The organism is Porphyromonas sp. HMSC065F10 (assembly GCF_001808555.1).
Taxonomy (GTDB): Bacteria; Bacteroidota; Bacteroidia; order Bacteroidales; family Porphyromonadaceae; genus Porphyromonas_A.
This window is the reverse complement of record NZ_KV793803.1, coordinates 49,465-71,434: the sequence shown is the minus strand read 5'-3', so window position 1 is coordinate 71,434 and position 21,970 is coordinate 49,465. Positions and strand designations below refer to the sequence as shown.

The following is a 21,970-nucleotide window of genomic DNA, read 5'->3' as shown; positions in this document are numbered from 1 at the left end:
CTTTTACCGGTAAAAGAAATGACCCTGTAGGTAGAGGATCTTTCGCTGTGATCTTCAGGCGTTTCGCCGATAGGCAATTTCACCTATGGTGACTGAAACAAATCTGTATCAATATCGACACGCACATGAGACAGGAGCGTGGTAGATTTGCATAAAGCAAAAAGCAAAAAGCAACAATCAATCATCTATCTCATGACACAACACACTATGAGTCCCTCAAGTACAGGTCTTATCTCAAGACTACTCCTCCCCTTGCTCTTAGCTCTACTGATCACCCCGCTAACAATAGAGGCCGAAGAGTCGGGACCATTCAGAGTAGCGTTCCTTACAGACATTCACCTCGACGTACAGGGGACGCCCCGTAAGTGCGCCGGCTACAGGCGTGCTCTTGATAGCGTAAAGGATCACGACGTGGACCTTATGATCCTGGGGGGTGACCTGGCCGATCTAGATCGACGTCTGCCGGAGGACTACGAGAGGGCCGGGCTTGCTCTGGACAGGATACGCAGTATGGCCGAGGAGACCGGCATCCCGACCTATTATACCATCGGGAATCATGACCGCTACTACTACCGCGAGGATGGCAGCAAGGAGCCGACAGGGGTGGAGCTCTTTGAGAAGCACCTTGGTCGCTCGACCTACTCCATTGACCACAAGGGGGTCCACTATGTGGTGATCAACTCGGTCGTCCCGAGCAAGAAGGGCAGCTACTCGATCTCTCGGGAGCAGATGGAGTGGATCAAGGAGGACCTAAAGGAAATGCCGGAGGGGTGCCCTCTGATCGTGGTTACCCACGTGCCGATCCAGTCGCTGTACTATGCTGCCACGGAGGGGAAGGTGTGTGACAAGGATCTGATAAGCAACTTCAAGCCCCTCTGGGATCTCCTCGCAGAGTATCATACGGTGGCGGTGCTGCAGGGACACAATCACGTCCATGAGGAGCTATTCAGTCACGGCACCTGGCTCCTGATGGGAGGTGCTGTGAGTGGTGCCTGGTGGCAGGGACCCTTAGATGGCACAGAGGAGGGCTACCTCCTGCTGACGCTTGACCCGGAGAAGGATCAGTACAGCTGGGAGTATATCGACGACGGCTGGGACGAGTAGTGGAGTAAAAGGTAGAGAAAAAAAGAGGTCTCCCTGCCGAATAACAAGGAGGCCTCTTTTTCCTTTTACCCACCTAAGGGATAAGGTCTGTCGGATCAGTAGTGTCGCTCAGGATACATATCGTCCCACCAGGTGGGGTCATCCTTGAGCCACTTCTGGAACCATGCCATCATCGAGCGCATCCAGATCTGCCGGCGGTGGAGCTCCATCACATGGTGATCCTCACCATAGACGCGGATCAGCTCCACCGGTCGTCCGAGGATCTTGAGCGCATTGTAGAGCTGGACGCTCTCTCCGAAGGGGACATTGGTGTCCGATGTGCCATGGGTGAGGAGCAGAGGAGTGTGGATCTTGTCGGCACGGAAGAGCGGACTGTGCTTGGCATAGAGGTCGGGATTATTCCACGGATAACTGTCTGTACTAGCGACCGTGCTGTATCCGATGCCCCAGGTACCCTGCCCCCAGTAGGAGGAGAGTGCACTGATGCCGGCGTGGCTGATGGCGCAGGCAAAGAGGTCCGTCTTAGTGAGGAGATACTGGGTCATAAAGCCTCCGTAGCTGGCACCGAAGCAGCCGATCCGCTTGCCATTGACATAGGGATGACTATCGACGAAGCCCTTAGTGGCAGCGATGATCTCATCAGCGGTCCGGTCACCCCAGGCATTGACATGCCTGGATGCGTACTCCTGACCCCAGCCAATGGTACCGCTCGGATTGAGCACCAGCACGACATAGTCCTGTGCGGCATACATCGGCTGAGAGTAGTACCAGTCAAACATCCGCCCCACGGGTGAGGTACCGCCGTAGTAGTACACCAAGAGCGGGTACTTCTTCTGGGGATCAAAGGTCGGTGGCAAGTAAAAGCGTCCCGGCACCTGACTGCCATCCGGCATGGTGAAGCTCCAGTCCTGCACACTTCCCACTTTCATATCCTTCATCCGCTCAGAGGCCAGATCTCTGAGGACCGAGGAGGTGCGACGTGTGACATCTCCCAGGTAAGCATTCGCCACCCTATTGGCACACTCACCGACGTAAGCAAAGGTCTTGCACTGAGCATCCACAGCGTAGGATCCCACATAATCAACACTCACCGGCAGAGGGCTGATCTTTCCACTTATCAGGTCAAGCGTGTAGAGCCTCTGGTAGTCCCTGTCCGCAGCACGGAAGAGCGCCTGCATCCGGTCCTGAGCGAGGCGAACTGACTGCACGGAGGGGGCAAAGTCCTTCGTAAAGACCTTAGCCGTCCTGCTCCTCCGGTCATAGAGGTAGATATCCGTCTCGTAGGTATTTGTCGTCATACCATCGGGGAGGTTGCGCCCCAGACCGTCAAAGGCATCAGGATTGCCCAGGACAAGCAACTGACCCGGGGCATGGGTATAGCCAACGTAGGAGAGATCAGAAGTGGGAGCAAAGAGGGTATCAACCGCCATCGTCTCCAGATCCATCTCGTAGTAGGCAGTGGCGTAGAAGGGAGACTCCGTGACATCCTCATCTGTCACTGAATAAATGATCCGCCTGCTGTCCGGACTAATGTCCTCCAGCCCCACGGAGCGATAGCCATAGGTCAGAGGGCGATAGTCTCGCGTGGCGAAGTCAAAGAGGTAAAGATCATATCGCGTCCTGGGTCCCGTCAGCCCCCTATGGTCATCGCGCCCTAGCGCTCGATCCACATAGGTAGAGTGCTTGTCACCTGTTGTCTCTCGATAGAAGATCAAGCGATCCTCACTTGGAGCCATCGTGAAGGATCCCTCGGGGATGGCCTCACAGAGGAGTTCCTCAGCACCCGTAGCCGGGTCGTAGGTCATCAGACTCCTGCCGAGATCGGTCTGCACCGTATAGTAGAGCCGATCCGAGCGGGGCATCCAGCTACCATTAGCGACCCCATCGGGAAGGGTCCCTATGCGACGGGTCCACTCATAGAGCACGGTGGAGTAGAGACGCTTAAGGTCAACAATACGGACGGAGGAGAGAACAGTAAAGCGACCACTGGGGGACATACGTACACCTGTCAGAGTCTCCTCGGTGAGTCCAAAGTCCATACTCATATACTCTACAGGATCAGTCCTGAGGGAGAGGGTATGACCGGATCTCTTGGGGACGACCGACATAACCAACTTGGCCGAGTCTCTTGCCTCTATGGCAATGGACAGAGTGCGACGCGCTGAGGGATAGATGGTCAAGTCATAGTGATCCTCCTGCGGGTTAGTCAGCACTCTATTTTTCTCTCCAAGGACCTTGCCATCGAAGTAGAGCTTGTAGGGCATCGTACAGGAGACAACCAGGGAGGCCTTCTCGTACGATGTGGAGAGTATGGCGGTTGAGAGCCTATACAGCCTCCCCCCCTCGAGTCGGATAACCGTATCCGCAGGTGCAGTGACGTCCGCCAGTAAGGGGCTTTCGGGCGCTACCATCGGCAGATCAGTCAAGGACGTAAAGGAGTCGCGAGACTTGCCATAGAGATTGACACTATCGGTCTCCATCGGAGCAGTGAGCTTTGTCACAGGGAGTGCCCGGTAGTGCAGGATGGTTAAGGTATCGGTCGGATGTGCAGCAAATGCCTGTCCGCCCACCAGTAGAGAAAGAACTATCGGAAAGAGTACTTTCTTCATAATAGATAGGTATATGTAGTGTATTGGGTAGTAAGTCGACTTAGTGGAGCCGGGCTCAAGGCATAGAGGGAGGAGCCGGACCCGGTCATAGATGCATAGGTAGCGCCGGAGGCATAGAGTTGATCCTTTACCTCAGCCAGCTCGGGATGATGGGCGAAGATGGGAACCTCAAAGTCATTGACCACAAGGTCACGCCACTCAGCCACCGGTCGCTCCAGTATCTCCTTGAGAGGCTCAGCAGGCTCCGAAATCCCTATCTCACGATAAGCCTCAGCCGTGGAGACATGGATCCCCGGAAGGACTAAGGTCAGCACCCACCCAGATAAGTCAAGAGGGAAAGGATGAAGCAGCTCCCCCACCCCCCGACCGATCTGGGCACCTGAGGTGAGGAAGAAGGGGCAGTCCGCCCCCAGACTAAGTGCCATCTCAGCCAGACGCTTATCCGAGAGGTCAGAGGCATAGAGCTGCCTTAGCATGAGAAGCATCGAGGAGGCATCGGAGGAGCCTCCCCCAAGCCCGGCACCGGTGGGGATCCGCTTACGGAGAATCACCTCCAGTGGGGGAATAGCCACCCCCCCCTCACGCATGATCTCCACAGCCCGCACGACCAGGTTATGCTGCGGGTCACCAAAGCCTCCATCATCGAGGGTATCCCTCTCTGCCGGCACCACCTCTAAGGCATCGCAGAGCGGTATCCTGTAGAAGAGTGTCTCCAGCTCGTGGTAGCCGTCCGGTCTCACGCCGGTAATGCGGAGACCGATATTGATCTTAGCCTGAGGAAAAGCGATCATCCCTTACTTGGTCTCAAAGGTCCTCAGCAAGGCGATCTCCTCAGCCCAGCGATCAGGATTGGGGGTCTCAAGGATCAGCGGGATATGATCGGTACGGGGATCACGGATGATCCACTCAAAGGGGGCTATGCCAATCTCGCCATCCCCAAGCGACTCATGGCGGTCGACACGAGAGCCCACCCCTTTCTTGGAGTCATTGAGGTGCATGCCACAGAGGTACTCCAGCCCGATCAGCTCCTCGTAGGACTTCATCATCGCATGGTACCCCTGCTCAGTCAGGATATCATACCCTGCTGCAGTCGCGTGGCAGGTGTCGATACAGACACCGACACGACTCTTATCCTCTACAGCATCGATGATCTCAGCGATCTGCTCAAAGGTGAAACCAAGATTGGATCCCTGACCGGCGGTATTCTCGATCACCGCCTTCACACCCTCAGTTCGCTCGAGCGAGATGTTGATACCCTCAGCAATCTGAGCCAGACAGGCAGAGACGGAGGTCTCTCCGAGATTGGCTCCCGGGTGGAAATTGACCATCCCCAAGCCCAGCTGCTCACACCGCTGCATCTCATCCGTGAGGGCGTGCCGGCTCTTCTTCATCACCTCCTCCCGAGGCGAACCAAGGTTGATCAGGTAACTGGCATGAGGCAGGACATACTGTGACTCAAAGCCGCACTCCGCCATATTGACCTTAAAGGCTTCGATGTCCTCTTCCTTCAGCGCCTTGGGGAACCACTGACGCTGGTTTCGTGTAAAGAGAGCAAACGCATTGGCGCCGATCCCCTTGGCATTCAGCGGAGCATTCTGCACTCCACCCGCACTGGAGACGTGCGCACCGATATATTTCGTCATTGTCAAAGGGATTAATAGAGTACTACTTCAGACTCCTCAAGCGGCACTCCATGACCCTCCACTGTAGTGCCGGTAAGGCGCATCCCACGAAGCGAATAGACGCGGTCAAGTTTGATCTTCTGCGGGATCGGATTATTGACGATGTTGGAGAATTCGCCCCTCGCCAGCGGTTTCCAGCTCTTGCCATCCTCCGACCCCTCCAGCAGGTAGGTGAAGGGGAGCGTGGTGGCATCTCGACCCTTAGCAGGCGTGTAGATAAGTCCCTGCACACTCAGCTCTCTGCCAAAGAGGATCTCCAGTGGACTAACACTCGAGACGGTCCAGCCCTGCTTGGAGATAGGGGTAATCCCGGGCATATCGTCGGCCAGCTCTGAGCTTGACAGTGGCGGCAGTACGAGGGCATTGATGTGACGGATGAAGACCGAGCTTCCACGACCCTCATCGATGACGAGACGGATCTTGCTATACTTCGCCTGTACCTCCAGCGGGAGAAGTCTCTTGTAGCCGATGGTGGTTCCCTTGGCAATCTGCGACCAAGTACCATCGTCCATCAGACCGTCTACGTGAAACTTCTCAACTCTCTGCCCACGGGAGATATCCTCCTGCAGAAGGATCACCCCCACCTGCATATCGGGATCGAGCTCCGTCACAACACTTCCTCCCACTCTGATTTCGTGAGCAAGATCCTCGGTAGCGGCACGCTGCTCATTGAGCTGACGGATCCACTGCCCCAGCTCCCCCACGCGCTTCACATCCCGCTCATCCAGCAGTCCATCCCGAGTGGGAGGGATATTGAGCAGCAGGACCGAGTTGCGCCCCACAGACTGGAGGTAGATGTCCGACAGCTGCTTGAGAGACTTTGGCTCTTCCTCCGGGTGCCAAAACCATCCCGGGCGGATGGATACATCCACCTCGCTCGGATACCAGTAGAGGGACCCTGCTTTGGCGAGCATCTCCCGACTGCCGAGGTCCTCTGACATAGCATTTATATCAAGTGCCTTGTAGAGGCTGTCACTCTCAGGATAGGAGTCTGGTGCGAGGACGGTGGCACTCCACTCCGTCTCACGACCGAGGCCACTCTCGTTACCCACCCAGCGGATATCCTCACCCATGATCGCGCTGACGGCATTGGGCTGCAGCTTATGGATCGTCTCAAAGACCCGCTCCCAGTCGTACTCCTGTACTTTACCATTGGGACCCTCACCGCAAGCGCCATCAAACCACACCTCATCAATATCGCCATAGTCCGAGAGCAACTCCGTGAGCTGAGCGATGTATAGGTCGTTGTAGTCCTTGCCGGTACCATAAGAGGCTGCATTGCGATCCCAGGGGGAGAGGTAGACTCCCAGCTTCATATCATACTTCTTGCACGATGCCGACAGATCCCTCAGCACGTCGCCTTCGCCATTGCGCCACGGGGAGGACTTCACCGAGTGGTCCGTGGTCTCTGTCTGCCAGAGGCAGAAGCCATCGTGGTGCTTACAGGTAAGTATCACGAGCCGAAAGCCGGCATCCTTGAGCGTCCTCACCCACTGATCGGTATCCAGATGCTCGGGGACGAAAATGGCGGGATCCTCCGTCCCATCGCCCCACTCCTGATTGGTGAAGGTATTGACCCCAAAGTGGATAAAAGCGGTCAGCTCCAGCTCCTGCCACGCCTGTTGCTTCTCGGAGGGGATCAGCTGCGAGGCCATCTCCACCTTTGTGTCAAGCGTTGCTCCCTCAGGGAAGTCCACACGCTGGGTATAGTAGGTACTCTGCTTTGCTCCCTCGCAAGAGGTCAAGAGACCGAGCAGAGGAAGAGATAGTGCTAAGAGAGCAAGTAATTTAGTTGATCGTTTCATGATATTCGGATTTTGTTCTTTGAGACATATATCGGAGAAGGACGCCAATGGCGATGAGGCAGACTACGGAGATCAGCACGGAGACGATCCCAAGGGGGAGAGGGCTCCACGGCTCGGGGTCGCCACAGAGCAGGAGGAGATAGACCAGTAGATTATTCAGGGCATGCATAGGGACAGAGACCCTTAGCCCCCCATAGAGAGCGGCATAGCCCAGCAGCACTCCCATAAAGGTGCGAGACAGGAGTCCGCCCCACTCCATGTGTATCAGCGAGAATAGCAGAGCCACCACCCACACTGCAGTATGCCCGCTCCGGGTGACCGAGAGGACCCACTGCTGCAGCACGCCGCGGAAGAGATACTCCTCGGTCAGCGGAGCAACCACCACGAGGGCGATCAACGCAAGGGTGATCCCTCCCACGCTGTGGTCAGAGATCATCATCTCGGTAGTGCGCTCCACCTGTGCCGACAAAGGAGCAAGTGCCTCCGGCTCCGGGATCATCCGCATCAGGTCCTCCAGCAAGGACGAGGGGACGAGAGCCAAGAGAGCCACTGCAAGCCCCAATGCCACTTGAGGTAGCCTCACCATCGCGAGAGGGTGGAAGAATGGACTTAGGTACCGAGCCTTATAGTAGGTATTGAGTAAAACGGGCGGAACCCAGATGATCAATAGAGAAGAGCAGATCTGCGAGACAAACAAAGACTCCGTCTCAGAGAGGGGAATCATACTCAGGATCGGAGTAATCAAGAAGGAGAACACTCCCGCCATAATCAGCATCACAGCGAAGAGGAAGACCAACTGACTGAAGCGGGCCCTGCTCTGCAGGTCGTATGTGGGATGGATAGTCATGCGCAGATGGTTAAGACCCCGAGCGAGGGTACAGACTTAGCAAAGCTTGACGAGTGTCCGCTCCGGTGTGGTGAGGCACTCCAGCCCATCGGGCAGCACAAGGTAAGTGTCCTCAATCCCAAGCGCACCGACACCTGGGAGGATGATCTTGGGCTCAAATGCGATCACCATACCCTCCTCCAGCACACCCGGCCAGCGACCGGTGAGGATCGGGAGCTCATTGATCTCCAGCCCGACGCCATGCCCCACGTAGCGAGCCCTCAGTTCATCTCCCATGAAGTGATCCGCCACGCCAAATTGCTCCGCCAAGTGAAGGCAATGATTGTAGATCTCACCGACGGGGAAGTCGGGCTCTCCCACCTCCTCGAGCCACTCGTGCAGACGTAGCGAGATCTCGTGGCAGCGGAAGGCCTCATCTGGAAGAGTGCCCACGTAGTAGGTCCGCGTGCAGTCCGACTGATACTGGGTGTAGTCCCCAGCCAAGTCCACCATCACAGACTCTCCGGGACGAACGACGTGACCTGCAGCTCCGAGAGGGAAGGAAGCCACTCCCCTACCGCCCATCGTAAAGTCGTAGGGGGAGGCGCAGGAGGCGTTGTCCCCGGCGATGACACTGCCTGAGAAGCTCTCCATCTGCGTCCCAAAGGTGCGGAAGAGACCAACCCAGCCACGCTTACGCATCTCATACTCGAGAGCAAACTGCCACTCCAGGTCAGTCATACCCGGCTCGTAGAGCTGTGGGGCAATCTCATAGATCTCAGAGTGACGAGCGGCGGTCTCCCTGATCAAGCGTATCTCACCCGGCGTCTTAGTCATACGCACCTGCCGCAGCAGAGCACCGGCGTCGACGGAGCTCACACCTGAGGGGGAGAGCTTACTCAGCCGCTCGTAGTCCACCTCTGTGAGGTAGCTCTTCTCGAGAGCAGTCCCCTTATCAATGCGATACCCAAGGGACTCTAGCTCAGCAGGGATCTGCTCCGGCTTTCGTACCGGGATTACCCTTGCAGGATCATATTCTGAGAGCCGGTTGCCTGTCCGGTCAGGGAAGAAGATGGGGTCACCCTCGCCTGGTACGTAGATCCAGCCGGAGACTACGCTCCCCGTGAGGTACAGCTGGGATGGGATGCTCCGCAAGAGGAGGCTCTCGCAGCCCTCTGCAGTCATAGCTTGTCTGATCTTTGCGAGCCTACAGCTCAGCTCTTCGTGAGACAGTGACATAGATCTATTTCTTGTATGGTATTCAAATTGTGAGTATCCGGACCACTCCAAGTGATCCTACGACTGTACTAAGATACCAAAGTTTGCCTTAAAGGCTCTTGTCCGCTAATCAAAGGGCAAAGAAAGGGGCTGAAAAAATAGTTCGGGCAACAGTGTCTGAAGTTTGCACGCTGATACGCACTTTTGAGAGATCCTATAGATGATGAGACGGGGTCTATACTAGGCGAAAACGGGGTCTATACCCCGTGATCACAGGGTCTATACTTGGTGAATGCGGGGTATAGACCCCGTTAGCCATCCGGTCCTCGAGTGCCTCCCGTCCGGTCCTCGAGTGCCATTCGGCCGGTCCTCGTCCGGCTGTCGTCCGCTTTTCGTCCAAGGCTCTGCCCTCAATTACTAACTACAAATTGCCTAAGCATCTCCCTGACCTTATTCTTCTTCCTACGGCTCATCGCTCGGGAGAGCTCGCGCGTCTCGCCGTGGAGGATATATCCTAGAATTGGTACCATATGCTAATAGTTTCTATATTTGCGGTGCAGGATGCGGTTAAAGATTGAAGCAAAACTTCCGCCGTTCGCTGCTCCATATCGTAGTGCATTACAGATAATAATGCGCTACGATTTTCTTTTTGTGGATAATTGCGATCCCTCCGAACAGTGCCCACTTCGAAGTCACCCTTCGTCCGATATACTTTGACAGCCCTGCTCCCGGTTCGAAATACTCGGACGTGATATTAGGGTCGCCCCGTCTGTCCGGAGTGACCGTATCAGGGCGAGGAGGGGTCGCGGCGCTTCACCTCCCTCCAGGGGTTGACCGCCTTGTCGACGAAGCCCTCTCGGTGGAAGCTGTCGCGGAAGTGCTCGATGGCGAGACCCGCCATCAGCTCCCGCACGTCACCCCCCTCCAGATAGGCCTTCATTTCAGCCATCTTGTCGCCAAACTTCTCGCTAAGCTCCTCTATGTCCATCGGTTACTATTTGGTTGTATCAGTTCTTCTCCCTACATTTGTCGTGCAGGATACGGTAAGAGATCGGTACATGTACCCGCCGTGTGCTGCTCCGTTTAGTGGCGTGCTACCTCCGGTGGTACGTCACTACTCTTTTTACCATAGATGAGCACCCCCCTCCGGATAGGTCCTCATCTCCGCCATCTTGTCGTCAAACTTCTCGCTAAGCTCCTCTATGTCCATCGGTTACTATTTGGTCGTACTGATTATTCTCCCTACATTTGCCCTGCGAAGGTTCGGTAAGAGATCGGCACCTCGGTACCCGCCGTCCATCGCTCCGATAGTGACGTACTACCTCCGGTGGTACGTCACTACTCTTTTACCATAGATGAGCACCACTTCCTCAAATTGTCTCCACTGGGATGTCCCCTTTAGTCCATAGTACCTACCTAGCCCTTGCACAAATTCACACGTCTCTTGATTGCAGTAGAGTACTGCTATTTGTGCACTTTTCTTTTCGGCGCAGTGCTTAAGTGCATTTCTCACATTGCTTGCCCCTCCGGTAGTGAGTGTCGCAATCTCCATAGGCTTGCCGTCCCAGGTGCCATCTGTTACTTTGACATTAAAGTCCGAGGACTCATCCCCCAGTATCACTGCGTGTCCTTCTCGGAAGCCCACCTCTTGCACAGCCAGCTCTCTGCGACTACCTACACTCTTGGAGAATTTGTGTCTGACGTGGGTGGCCCTCAGTCCTCCGGTCTTGGGGTCAAAGGCGACATCAGTGTAGTCAGGGTCTCGGCGGAGCCGGTCGTAGAGCCAGCACCGGGGTCACTGCCCGGCGCGTCTTGCGGACAGAGCACTTGCAATTCCACGCACTGGGCGGCATGTGGGTGTCCCACCACGGGTCCTCGATGGGGCGGATGGTGCCGACGAGGGCGAGGTGCTCCTCCCTCTTCTCCACCGAGTCGCTCTCGAGGTACTCGAGACTGGGATAGAGAGATCACTGTGAAGCAAAAAGAGCCGGAGCACTACCCTGCTGTCAGGGAGTACTCCGGCTCTTTGTTTCTTTAGGTTGCTTCTCTTATCGAGAGCGAGTAAAATCAGCTTTGGTCACATACGTACCATCAGTCCTCGGTGGCCTCTTCGTCCTCGGGGTCCAGCCCCTTCACATCCTCATCGAGGAAATGCGACAAGTCGTTGCCCTCCGCATCTGTCAGCTCGTAGTCGATCATCCCAATGGACTGGTCGGGGAGCACATCGATGCCCTTCCCATAGGAGGTCCTCCAGGTGGAGAGGAGAGACTTGGTACCCATCAGCCCCAAGAATCCCTTGCCCTGTCGATTGCGAATGTAGGCAGCTACATAAGGATGAACGTGAAGCGTCAGTGTCCTGATGCCCTCCTCCTGAGTCAGCTGCTTGATCATCTGCTCAAGCTTGTCTGTGAAGAAGAGCGTAGGCTGCACCTTGCTGGTGCCTAAGCAGGTGGGACAGGTCTCTTGCGTCTCCACGATCATAGCCTGGCGGACCCTCTGGCGAGTGATCTGCATGAGGCCAAACTTCGTGAGCGGCAGGACTGTATGCTTGGCTCGGTCATTGGTCATGCACTGGATCATATGCTCATAGAGCTTCTGCCTATTGGCAGCCTCAGCCATATCGATGAAGTCAATGACGATGATGCCTCCCAAGTCCCTCAGTCTCATCTGACGGGCGATCTCCTCGGCGGCAGATAGATTGACGTCTACTGCGGTATCCTCTTGTTGAGAGGATCCTCGTGCGCGATTGCCACTATTGACATCAATGACATGCATCGCCTCGGTCTGCTCTATGTACAGGTATGCACCCTGACGGTAAGTAACGATCTTACCGAAGAGATGCTTGACCTGACGAGTGATGTCAAAGTGATCAAAGATGGGGTTGCGCCCATCGTAAAACCGCACTATATCACCCTTGCCGGGATCGATGAGGTCAACGTAGTCCGTCACCTCCCGCACCATGCTCTGATCATTGACATAGACTTCCTTCAGAGAGGAGTCGTACGTGTCCCTGAGGAGACTGATCACACGATTGGTCTCCTCGTGGAGCATCTGCCAAGGCTTGCCGTCTGAGGAGGGGGAGGGGTTATTCCTGCCATTGCCCTGCCCTTTCTTCCGAGAGTTGGAGGGCGGCACTGCAGTATTGAGACTTGCGACAGTGGAGTCCCACTTCTTGATCAGGCTACGGAGCTCATGATCCAGCTCAGCCACCTTGACGCCCTCGGCAGAGGTTCTGACGATGACGGTCACATTCTTGGGCTTGATACTGAGGACCAGTTGCTTGAGCCTATTTCGCTCGGCCTTGCTCCCGATCTTCTGGGAGACAGAGACCTTGTCGGCAAAGGGGATGAGGACCAGGTAGCGACCGGCAAAGGAGAGCTCTGCCGAAAGCCGCGGACCCTTGGTAGAGATCGCCTCCTTGGTGATCTGCACCATCACCTCATCACCGGCCTTGAGCTGATCGGCAATGTCCCCGGTCTTGGGGATCGGTTTCTCTAGTTTTACTCGCTCGGGAGAAAAGCTCTTACCATACTTACGCTGTGCGCTGAGGAAGCTCTGAGCTGTCAGGAAGCTGCTACCCAGGTCACGATAGTGGAGGAAGGCCTGCCTCTGATGCCCAATGTCGACAAATGCCGCATTGAGCCCGGGCATCACCTTCTTCACCGTGCCGAGATAGATATCTCCCACCGAGAAAGAGATGTTTTGCTTCTCTCTCCGGAGCTCCACCAGTCTACGATCCTCAAGGACCGCGATGAGGACCTCCTTAGGTCGCACATCGATGACAAGTTGACTTTTCACACGAGTAAATTTAATCATCCGGCTACGGCGATGAAGCCGGTAGCCTATTAGTAAAAAACAAGAGCGAGCCTACATGAGCATGCGACTAAAAACCGCTTCCCGTAGAGACTCACTCTCAAAACCATTCAAGGCGTAAAATGAGCACACTGTACTCTCAGCTGTCGGATCTCGATGCGAGATCGAAGTCAGAGATACAGGGTAGAGCGATCACTTATTCTTCTTGTGACGGTTCTTTCTCAGTCTCTTCTTACGCTTGTGAGTAGACATTTTATGTCTCTTCTTCTTTCTCCCGTTTGGCATAATATTTACGTTTAAAATTGAAAGTACTTAGTCGGCAGCCGTAAACCACGACCGCTGATCGATATCATTACTTATTCTTGTCGACCTTCTCAGCGAAAGTCTTAGAAGGCTTAAAGGTGGGGACCCTACGAGCAGGGAGCTGGATGGTCGTATTCTTACTGATGTTACGAGCGGTCTTGGCTGCTCTCTCCTTGACGACGAAACTGCCAAAGCCACGCAAGTAGACGTTCTCCTGATTGATCATAGTCTCCTTGATCACATCCATAGCCGACTCGATCGTAGTCATGACAAGCTTGCGCTCGATACCGGTCTTCTTGGAAACCTCATTGACAAGGTCTGCTTTTATCATAATATGCTGCAATAAATTTTGGATTACTACTACGCTAATCCCACCCCGCTTCTCCAAGCCTCTACGCAAAGAGTATGCAAAGATACACCTTTTTACCCTTTCCCCCTAACTATTTCGTCCCCCATCTATGTCGTAACTTGTTAGCTATCACTATAAATTCAGACTTCCGTCCCATATCTTAACCCTTTTTGGGCACCAGGCGGGAGTGAGCGACAAGCAGGAGGGGGTGCACCCGATCTCCGGATGCACCCCCTCAGATGGGTAATTAATTGATTTCTTGTTTACTTCGGGTCACAGAAGTAAGCCTCGTCGGGAAGCGCCTTAAGTGGCTCGCCCTTATCAAAGCGACCCATATAGGGTCTCTGGTCGTAGAATCCACTAGGCCAATTTCCGATAAAGTCCAGCACCTGAGTAAAGCGGATCTTATGCAGACCCTTACCGAGAGCAAGGGTCACATCAGAGTGCGTATTGCGCTTGCAGAGGCCGCCATTGTCAATGATGAGGTCACCATCAAGCCAGAGACGGTCGCTATTGCAGCGGATACGATAGACCCCATCCTCAGGGATCATCACGTAGCCGGAGTAATCCTGAGCATTCCAGTTGACGTTACTCATCAGGTGCTCCTCCATATCCTCCTTGTAGACCCTCTCCCCACTCTCGCTGAGCTTCACACCATGGAGGTGGATGGCATCATCACCGGAGTAGGACTCAAAGTCATCAGAGGACTTGAACTGCCTGCGGACTGTCGTCAGGTCGAGACCCGACTCATATCCGTCCGCAGTGGCAGAGACAGCGGGCGCATAGTCCTGATGACGTATCGTGATGACACGCACGGGACTCAGAGCTCCACTCTGGGTCAAGGTGCGGATCCTCAGCTCCGTATCGGAGGAGAAGGTCAGCGGCTCAGTGTACTCCTGAGCACTACCCTCCACGGGATCGGTGCCATCAGTCGTGTAGATGATCTTGTGTACCGGGTATACAGTGCCAAAGGGGATCGTGATGCTCTCACCGGCAAAGGTCACACAGTCGATGCTCCGATTGTCGGGCTGCTCAGGCTGCGGGATAAAGTAATTGTAGTCGTGGAGTCCGAGACGGGCGGTAAAGTTCTCGAGACGACCGACAAAGCTGTCAAAGTCTTTCTGCTTGACCGGGGTCCAAGCCACCTCAGCAATCGCAGCCATACGGGGCTGAGCCATATACTGAGCATGACGACCATCGGGGATATACTCCGACCAGTTATTGCCCTGCACACCGAGGATATGGGGTGCCATCTCAGCAGTGATATGCTCGGAGATGGGCACGTAGGCGTACACCTGAGGCAGCGTTGAGCGGCAGCAGAGAGCCACCGGCTCTACATTGGGATCACCCTGGTAGTAATCAAGGTAAAAGCCGTGAGAGGAAGGGGTCATGATCACATCGTGACCAGCCTTGGCGGCATTGATGCCACCCTCTTCGCCACGCCACGACATGATCGTGGCATTCTCCGGGATACCTCCCTCGAGGATCTCATCCCAGCCGATCATCCGCTTGCCGTGCTCGCTGAGGAAGGTCCCGATCTGGGAGATAAACCAGCTCTGCAGCTCATCCTCATCCTTAAGTCCCTGCTCGCGGATCCGCTTCTGGCAATTGGGGCAGCGCTTCCACTCCGTCTTGGGAGCCTCATCACCACCGATGTGGATGAAGTCGGTATGGAAGAGGGGCATCACCTCCGTCAGCACGTCCTTGTAAAACTCGATCGAGGAGTCCTTACCGGCACAGATCACCTCATTGGAGATACCCCAGATGTTACGCACCTCATAAGGGAAGTCCTCACCCTTGCATCCAAGCCAGGGGTATGCTGAAAGGGCAGAGACAGCGTGGCCGGGCAGCTCGATCTCGGGAATAATCTCCACAAATCGAGCATCGGCATAGGCGACGAGATCCTTGATCTCCTCCTGCGTGTAGAAGTAGGGACCATAGGTCGAGCCATCACCCTCGGTACGCACAGCACCCACCTCAGTGAGACGGGGATACTTCTTGATCTCAATGCGCCATCCCTGATCCTCTGTGAGGTGGAAGTGCAGCTTATTGATCTTGAGCATAGAGAGGACATCGATGGTCTTCTTCACGTCATCTATCGTCTGGAAGTGACGACACGGATCCACGTGCTGACCACGGTAGCTAAATTGCGGATAGTCCACAATGTTGACATAGGGGATGGTCCAGCTCTTGGCATTGACCTTGGAGGAACTCTCGATCTCAGCCGGGAAGAGCTGGAGGAGAGACTGCATACCCCAAAAGGCACCGCGGGTGGTGGATGCTTGGATCAGGACACCACCGTCAGAGGTGACGTCGAGAGTGTATCCCTCCTCGTGAGGGATCACCTCGTCAGTCACGATGACGAAGCGGATCTCCTTGGCGGGGTTACTGCTCGTGGGCTCCACGGACAGATCGTATCCGGTGGAGCTTGCGATCTTGTCCCTGAGGAAGTCAGTGACAATGGCAAGACTCTCGTCTGCGATAATCTTAGTCGAAGAGGTCAGTGTCCAGCGACCCTGCTCTTGGCCCATATTCACTTTTACCGGTTGAGGTATGATGTGTATCCCCTGATTGTAGGGAGCCTCGTCGAGAGACTTTTCCACACCATTACCACAACCGGAAAAGAGAAGCATGCCGGCAAAAGCCACGACTACATGCTTGATGAATCTCATTAAGTCGATATTAAATGTGCTTAAGTTACAGATAGATTAGTCGCGATCCTCCCAGACGTTCAGAGGACGATCCTCCATCAGCTCATTGACCTGAGAGCGGACCTTCTTGATCACCTCCTCGCTGGTAGGATTGCTGAGGATCTCATCGATCCAGTGTACGACGGTCTTGAAGTCTCCCTCCTTCAGTCCACGGGTCGTGGCTGCAGGGCTTCCGATGCGGATACCGCTTGTCTTGGCAGGGGTACGATCATCGAAGGGGACCATATTCTTATTGGCCGTGATGTCAGCCTTCACCAGTGCATCCTCAGCCTCCTTACCGGTCAGCTCGGGGAACTTCTTACGGAGATCCAACAGCACCAGGTGGTTGTCAGTACCGCCGGAGACCACGTCATAGCCCAGCTCAAGGAAGGTATCTGCCATGGTTACCGCATTGGCATGCACCTGAGTCTGGTAGGTCTTAAAGGAAGGCTGCAGAGCCTCGTAGAAGGCAACTGCCTTGGCAGCAATCACGTGCTCCAGAGGGCCACCCTGCACTCCGGGGAAGACAGCAGAGTTGATCAGCTCTGACATCATCTTGATGCGACCCTTCTTGGTAGCCTTGCCCCAGGGGTTCTCGAAGTCCTTACCCATCAGGATGATACCACCACGCGGACCTCTGAGGGTCTTGTGGGTCGTAGAGGTAACGATATGGGCGTACTTCACCGGATTGGCGAGGAGGCCGGCAGCGATGAGACCTGCAGGGTGAGCCATATCGATCATGAGGATTGCACCGACGCTATCAGCGATCTCGCGCATACGCTTGTAGTCCCACTCGCGAGAGTAGGCAGAGGCACCACCGACGATCAGCTTCGGGTGGGTCTCCTTAGCCTTGCGCTCCATATCATCGTAGTCTACGCGACCATCTTCCTTGCGCACACCGTAAGCTACGGGGTGGTAGAGGATACCGGAGGCGTTGACGAGCGAGCCGTGGGTCAGGTGACCACCGTGGTCGAGGTTTAGACCCATAAAGGTGTCACCGGCATTGAGGCAAGCCTGGAAGACAGACATATTGGCCTGAGCACCAGAGTGAGGCTGCACGTTGGCATACTCGGCATCGTAGAGCTTCTTGATGCGATCGATGGCCAGCTGCTCACTCTGGTCGACGATCTGGCAGCCACCATAGTAACGCTTGCCGGGATAGCCCTCAGCGTACTTGTTGGTCATGATGCTACCCATAGCGCGGAGTACCTCCTCGCTGACGAAGTTCTCTGATGCGATCAGCTCCACTCCGCGCTTCTGGCGCAGACGCTCCTGGTCGATCAGGTCAAAAATCTGTTGATCTCTTTTCATGATGAAAAAGGTTGAAAGTTTATTGGTTTACAGTAGTTTATTTCGAGATATGGAAACGTCCACTCCCCTATGCAAATCTAAAGATAATTAGCGAGCTTAACAATGTAATTCTCCTCCATTACGGGGTAACACATGAGGATCGTATAGAAATCACTCGAGTAAGGGAGTAATCCACCCTCGAGAGCGTCCGCTCCACAGGTATTTCGGACTAATATGCTAAAGTCTCGGAGCTATCAGTGTACCAAAGCGCTCGCCAGAGCTCGCTTAGCAGACAGTCTGTGACACCTACACCTGCTACAAGAGTCTCGGGATAAATCAGCCTATACTTCAGGGTCAAATCCTTTACCGATATTAGGTTTCTCTAATACCGATATTAGATTTCACTAATATCGGTATTAGAGTGACGGCTGTGGGAGGGTGTATTAGAGGACCAACAGACCTGGGTATGACCGCAGCCACACGGATACTCTCTCCTCCGCTATCGGGCGGACAAGAGCGTGTGATGCCCCGGTGTGTGCCTCCTCATCATGATCCACCCTGATGCAGGCCGCCTGACCGCCCTCTACAAAATCTCAATGCCCCCTACCCTCACTAAGCCATAGAGTGAGATGCAAAAAAAAGGAGAGACTCTCGCAGGGGGAGTCTCTCCTTAGGATATTAACGATCCGGATAGCTACTATCAGTCGGTCTGACCGAACTTAGCCTTGATAAATTCGCGATTGAGACGGGCGATATTGGAGATCGAGATGCTCTTCGGGCACTCCATCTCACAAGCGCGGGTGTTGGTGCAGTTACCGAAGCCCAGCTCGTCCATCTTGGCTACCATGGCGCGAGCGCGCTTCTTGGCCTCGACCCTACCTTGGGGGAGGAGAGCAAATTGGCTTACCTTGGCGCTGACGAAGAGCATCGCGGAGCCATTCTTGCATGCTGCGACACATGCGCCACAGCCGATGCAGGAGGCGGCATCGATAGCCAGCTCAGAGTTAACCCTCGATACAGGGATCGCGTTGCCATCAGGGGCGGAGCCGGCGTTCATCGAGATGAAGCCTCCGGCCTGCTGGATCTTATCAAAAGAGGAGCGATCCACCATCAGGTCACGGATGACCGGGAAGCCTGCAGAGCGCCACGGCTCTACGGTGATGGTGTCACCACTCTTCCAGTTACGCATATAGAGCTGGCAGGTGGTTGCTCCGGGGAGGAGACCATGGGGGTGACCATCCACATACATGGAGCAGGCGCCACAGATACCCTCGCGGCAGTCATTATCATAGACAACCGGGTCCTTGCCCTCGCGGATGAGCTGATCATTGAGCATATCGATCATCTCAAGGAAGGAAGCGTTCTCATCGACATGCTTCACCTCGTAGGTCTCGAAGTGACCCTTCTCATGACGGTTCCGCTGACGCCAAACCTTAACTTTAATGTCAATAAACTTATCCATAATACTTAAGTGTGCGTCGTCTCTATTATGCCTTCTTGTAATTACGTGTCTGAGGCACTACATACTGGTAGTTAAGCTCCTCCTTATACATCACAGGGGGTGTATCCTCACCGGTGTAAGCCCAGCAAGATACATAGCTGAAGTCCTTATCGTTGCGGAGAGCCTCATTCTCCTCCGTCTGGTACTCCTCTCTGAAGTGGGCACCACAGGACTCCTTACGGTCAAGCGCATCGTGGGCGATCAGCTTACCCATCTCGATGAAGTCAGCGAGACGCCAAGCCTTCTCCAGCTCGGTATTGAGATCCTCGATCTCACCGGGGATGCGGACCCGGGTCCAGAAGGTCTTGGTCAGCTCATCAAGCTTGCGGAGACCCTCCTTGAGGCTCGCCTCATTTCGGCTCATGCCACAGTGCTCCCAGAGGATAGCACCAAGCTTCTTATGGATGTCGTCGACGGTCAGGTCGCCCTTGATATCCATCAGCTTCTTCTCACGCTCATGTACCTCCTTCTCTGCAGCCACAAACTCAGGCGCATTGGTGTCTACGTGACCCTGCTCGATCTGGTCTGCGAGGTAATTCTGCATCGTGTAGGGCAGCACAAAGAAGCCGTCCGCCAAGCCCTGCATGAGGGCAGATGCACCGAGGCGGTTGGCTCCGTGGTCAGAGTAGTTGCACTCTCCGATGGCGAAGAGACCGGGGATGGTAGTCTGTAGCTCGTAGTCTACCCAGAGACCGCCCATGGTAAAGTGGACAGCAGGGAAGATCTCCATCGGGTAGGTGTACGCATCCACATCCGTGATCAGCTTGTACATATCGAAGAGGTTGCCATACTTGGCAGTGATCGCCTCCCGTCCCAGTCGCTGGATCGGCTCAGAGAAGTCAAGGTAGACAGCCTCTCCCGTGCCGACACCATATCCGGCATCACAGCGCTCCTTAGCAGCACGAGAGGCCACATCACGAGGTACGAGGTTACCAAATGCCGGGTAGCGACGCTCGAGGTAGTAGTCACGATCCTCCTCAGGGATGTCGAGGGCGGTCTTCGTGCGATTTCGGATCGCCTCTGCATCCTCCTTTTTCTTAGGTACCCAGATGCGCCCGTCATTGCGGAGCGACTCCGACATAAGGGTCAGCTTGGACTGGTAATCGCCCTGCTTGGGGATACAGGTCGGGTGGATCTGTACCATACAGGGGTTGGCGAAGTATGCGCCCTTCTTGTAGCAGAGCCACGCTGCAGAGCCGTTGCAGGCAAGAGCGTTGGTGGTCAGGAAGTAGGCATTGCCATAGCCACCGGTAGCGACGACCACAGCGTGAGCACCGAAGCGCTCGAGCTTGCCGGTGACGAGATTGCGGGCGATGATACCACGTGCACGACCATCAATGATGACGAGGTCGACCATCTCATAGCGAGCGTACATCTCCACGTGACCGAGCCCTACCTGGCGCATCAGTCCGGAGTAGGCTCCGAGGAGGAGCTGCTGACCGGTCTGCCCTCTGGAGTAGAAGGTCCTGGAGACGAGCGTACCGCCGAAGGAGCGATTGGCGAGCGTGCCACCATACTCACGGGCAAAGGGGACACCCATAGCCACACACTGATCAATAATATCAGCAGAGACCTCAGCGAGACGATGGACATTAGCCTCACGAGAGCGGTAGTCACCACCCTTGATGGTATCATAGAAGAGGCGGTAGACAGAGTCACCATCATTCTGGTAATTCTTCGCCGCATTGATACCTCCCTGAGCAGCTACGGAGTGAGCGCGACGGGGGCTATCGGTGATGCAGAAGGACTTGACATGAAATCCCAGCTCAGCCAGCGAAGAGGCGGCAGAGGCACCGGCAAGACCGGTTCCCACGACGATGATATCGAGCTTACGCTTATTGGCGGGGTTGACCAGCTTCTGATGACCCTTGTAATTGGTCCACTTCTCGGCAAGGGGACCCTCAGGGATCTTGGCGTCCAGCTTCTTCTCGAGATTTATATCTTGTGTAGACATAGTCATTCTTATCTATTTAGAGCGTGAAACAATCGGATCAGAAGCCGTAGTACTGTGATGCAGGGATCTCCCCGGCTGCACCAAGGTGCCAGATATCACCGACCTGAGGCCAGACACCTACAGACTTGAGGTAGAAGGCGATGGCGACGAAAGCGAACATGATGAAGATAAGTGTCGCAAAGACATAGCCGATCGTCTTCCAGATATTGATCCACTTCTTATTATTAAGCCCCACTGTCTGAGCCGCACTCCAGATCCCGTGAGAGAGGTGAAACCAGATGGCGCAGAACCAGACCAGATAGATGATCACGATCCACTCCTTACTAAAGATGTACTCCATCTGAGTAGAGGCTAAGACAGAGGCATTGCCCATCCAGGCCTGGAGCTGCATCTTTGCCCAGAAATTGATCAGGTGAAGCACCAGTCCACCAAGGATGATAAGTCCGAGGATCAGCATGTTCTTGGATGCCCAGTCAATCTTGGCCTTACCAGCCACCTCGTAGCGATCATTACCGCGAGCCTTGCGATTTTGGCTCCAGAGCATGATCGAGAAGATGATATGGATCAGGATGATGGCTGCCAGGATCGGCACCATAAACTGGACGACGGGATTAGTCCCCAGGAAGTGGGCTATCTCATTGTAGCCCTCAGCCGAGAAGACTGCCACCAGGTTCATTGCTCCGTGGAAAAGCAGAAAGAGGAAGAAACAGACACCGGTGACACTCATCACCACCTTCCTTCCGATAGAAGAATTAGTCAACCACATGGGATTTGATAAAACTGTTGTTGGTATTCGAAGTAACTTTGTCGTGCGACAATCAGTCGG

Annotated in this window: 16 protein-coding genes; 1 reads left to right on the top strand and 15 read right to left on the bottom strand. The window is 54.8% G+C overall.

Annotated features, from left to right (window positions below; translation table 11 throughout):
- The first annotated feature begins 192 nt into the window (after positions 1 to 192).
- Complete coding sequence (locus tag HMPREF2890_RS07280; RefSeq protein WP_083289879.1) at positions 193 to 1,104, top strand: metallophosphoesterase family protein; 912 nt, start codon at positions 193 to 195, stop codon at positions 1,102 to 1,104.
- 95 nt (positions 1,105 to 1,199) lie between these two features.
- Here the strand turns inward: HMPREF2890_RS07280 and HMPREF2890_RS07275 are convergent, their stop codons facing one another.
- The 15 genes from HMPREF2890_RS07275 to HMPREF2890_RS07205 all read right to left on the bottom strand — a co-directional run bounded on the left by HMPREF2890_RS07275 (position 1,200) and on the right by HMPREF2890_RS07205 (position 21,910).
- On the bottom strand, positions 1,200 to 3,713 hold the full coding sequence (locus tag HMPREF2890_RS07275; protein ID WP_070467132.1) for a S9 family peptidase: 2,514 nt from the start codon (positions 3,711 to 3,713) through the stop codon (positions 1,200 to 1,202).
- On the bottom strand, positions 3,710 to 4,504 hold the full coding sequence (gene ispE, locus HMPREF2890_RS07270) for a 4-(cytidine 5'-diphospho)-2-C-methyl-D-erythritol kinase (protein WP_070467130.1): 795 nt from the start codon (positions 4,502 to 4,504) through the stop codon (positions 3,710 to 3,712). Before ispE ends, HMPREF2890_RS07275 begins: the two co-directional genes overlap by 4 nt.
- A 3-nt stretch (positions 4,505 to 4,507) precedes the next feature.
- Positions 4,508 to 5,356, bottom strand: a complete 849-nt coding sequence (nfo, locus tag HMPREF2890_RS07265; RefSeq protein WP_070467129.1) for a deoxyribonuclease IV — start codon at positions 5,354 to 5,356, stop codon at positions 4,508 to 4,510.
- A gap of 11 nt (positions 5,357 to 5,367) precedes the next feature.
- Positions 5,368 to 7,200 (bottom strand): alpha-L-fucosidase, encoded by a 1,833-nt coding sequence (locus HMPREF2890_RS07260; RefSeq protein ID WP_070467127.1) that lies wholly within the window; start codon positions 7,198 to 7,200, stop codon positions 5,368 to 5,370.
- The gene (locus tag HMPREF2890_RS07255) at positions 7,184 to 8,047 is read right to left on the bottom strand and encodes a CPBP family intramembrane glutamic endopeptidase (RefSeq protein WP_083289877.1); all 864 of its coding nucleotides are present in this window, start codon (positions 8,045 to 8,047) and stop codon (positions 7,184 to 7,186) included. The genes HMPREF2890_RS07260 and HMPREF2890_RS07255 overlap by 17 nt, the downstream gene beginning before the upstream one ends.
- Before the next feature lie 36 nt (positions 8,048 to 8,083).
- Positions 8,084 to 9,265, bottom strand: coding sequence for a M24 family metallopeptidase (locus tag HMPREF2890_RS07250; RefSeq protein WP_070467123.1), 1,182 nt, complete (start codon positions 9,263 to 9,265; stop codon positions 8,084 to 8,086).
- 766 nt (positions 9,266 to 10,031) lie between these two features.
- Positions 10,032 to 10,232, bottom strand: coding sequence for a hypothetical protein (locus tag HMPREF2890_RS07245; protein ID WP_070467121.1), 201 nt, complete (start codon positions 10,230 to 10,232; stop codon positions 10,032 to 10,034).
- Positions 10,233 to 10,998: 766 nt separating this feature from the next.
- Positions 10,999 to 11,172, bottom strand: coding sequence for a phage minor head protein (locus tag HMPREF2890_RS08870; protein WP_083289876.1), 174 nt, complete (start codon positions 11,170 to 11,172; stop codon positions 10,999 to 11,001).
- A gap of 163 nt (positions 11,173 to 11,335) precedes the next feature.
- On the bottom strand, positions 11,336 to 13,042 hold the full coding sequence (locus HMPREF2890_RS07235; RefSeq protein ID WP_070467244.1) for an Rne/Rng family ribonuclease: 1,707 nt from the start codon (positions 13,040 to 13,042) through the stop codon (positions 11,336 to 11,338).
- Positions 13,043 to 13,409: 367 nt separating this feature from the next.
- The gene (locus HMPREF2890_RS07230; protein ID WP_070467117.1) at positions 13,410 to 13,691 is read right to left on the bottom strand and encodes an HU family DNA-binding protein; all 282 of its coding nucleotides are present in this window, start codon (positions 13,689 to 13,691) and stop codon (positions 13,410 to 13,412) included.
- A 281-nt stretch (positions 13,692 to 13,972) separates the two neighbouring features.
- Positions 13,973 to 16,381, bottom strand: a complete 2,409-nt coding sequence (locus HMPREF2890_RS07225; RefSeq protein WP_070467115.1) for a family 20 glycosylhydrolase — start codon at positions 16,379 to 16,381, stop codon at positions 13,973 to 13,975.
- Positions 16,382 to 16,417: 36 nt separating this feature from the next.
- Positions 16,418 to 17,710 (bottom strand): serine hydroxymethyltransferase, encoded by a 1,293-nt coding sequence (gene glyA / locus HMPREF2890_RS07220; RefSeq protein ID WP_070467111.1) that lies wholly within the window; start codon positions 17,708 to 17,710, stop codon positions 16,418 to 16,420.
- A 679-nt stretch (positions 17,711 to 18,389) separates the two neighbouring features.
- Positions 18,390 to 19,151, bottom strand: coding sequence for a succinate dehydrogenase/fumarate reductase iron-sulfur subunit (locus HMPREF2890_RS07215; RefSeq protein WP_070467109.1), 762 nt, complete (start codon positions 19,149 to 19,151; stop codon positions 18,390 to 18,392).
- A 25-nt stretch (positions 19,152 to 19,176) separates the two neighbouring features.
- Positions 19,177 to 21,144, bottom strand: a complete 1,968-nt coding sequence (locus HMPREF2890_RS07210; protein WP_070467108.1) for a fumarate reductase/succinate dehydrogenase flavoprotein subunit — start codon at positions 21,142 to 21,144, stop codon at positions 19,177 to 19,179.
- Positions 21,145 to 21,181: 37 nt separating this feature from the next.
- Positions 21,182 to 21,910 (bottom strand): succinate dehydrogenase cytochrome b subunit, encoded by a 729-nt coding sequence (locus tag HMPREF2890_RS07205; RefSeq protein WP_083289875.1) that lies wholly within the window; start codon positions 21,908 to 21,910, stop codon positions 21,182 to 21,184.
- Positions 21,911 to 21,970 lie beyond the last annotated feature (60 nt).

Excerpts from the sequence above, each read along its gene's own strand:
- HMPREF2890_RS07280 (WP_083289879.1), top strand. The coding sequence starts at position 193 with ATGACACAACACACTATGAGTCCCTCAAGTACAGGTCTTATCTCAAGA.
- HMPREF2890_RS07275 (WP_070467132.1), bottom strand. The coding sequence starts at position 3,713 with ATGAAGAAAGTACTCTTTCCGATAGTTCTTTCTCTACTGGTGGGCGGA.
- HMPREF2890_RS07215 (WP_070467109.1), bottom strand. The coding sequence starts at position 19,151 with ATGGATAAGTTTATTGACATTAAAGTTAAGGTTTGGCGTCAGCGGAAC.
- ispE (WP_070467130.1), bottom strand. The coding sequence starts at position 4,504 with ATGATCGCTTTTCCTCAGGCTAAGATCAATATCGGTCTCCGCATTACC.
- HMPREF2890_RS07230 (WP_070467117.1), bottom strand. The coding sequence starts at position 13,691 with ATGATAAAAGCAGACCTTGTCAATGAGGTTTCCAAGAAGACCGGTATC.
- HMPREF2890_RS07225 (WP_070467115.1), bottom strand. The coding sequence starts at position 16,381 with ATGAGATTCATCAAGCATGTAGTCGTGGCTTTTGCCGGCATGCTTCTC.
- HMPREF2890_RS07245 (WP_070467121.1), bottom strand. The coding sequence starts at position 10,232 with ATGGACATAGAGGAGCTTAGCGAGAAGTTTGGCGACAAGATGGCTGAA.
- HMPREF2890_RS07250 (WP_070467123.1), bottom strand. The coding sequence starts at position 9,265 with ATGTCACTGTCTCACGAAGAGCTGAGCTGTAGGCTCGCAAAGATCAGA.
- HMPREF2890_RS07205 (WP_083289875.1), bottom strand. The coding sequence starts at position 21,910 with ATGTGGTTGACTAATTCTTCTATCGGAAGGAAGGTGGTGATGAGTGTC.
- HMPREF2890_RS07260 (WP_070467127.1), bottom strand. The coding sequence starts at position 7,200 with ATGAAACGATCAACTAAATTACTTGCTCTCTTAGCACTATCTCTTCCT.
- nfo (WP_070467129.1), bottom strand. The coding sequence starts at position 5,356 with ATGACGAAATATATCGGTGCGCACGTCTCCAGTGCGGGTGGAGTGCAG.
- glyA (WP_070467111.1), bottom strand. The coding sequence starts at position 17,710 with ATGAAAAGAGATCAACAGATTTTTGACCTGATCGACCAGGAGCGTCTG.
- HMPREF2890_RS07255 (WP_083289877.1), bottom strand. The coding sequence starts at position 8,047 with ATGACTATCCATCCCACATACGACCTGCAGAGCAGGGCCCGCTTCAGT.
- HMPREF2890_RS07210 (WP_070467108.1), bottom strand. The coding sequence starts at position 21,144 with ATGTCTACACAAGATATAAATCTCGAGAAGAAGCTGGACGCCAAGATC.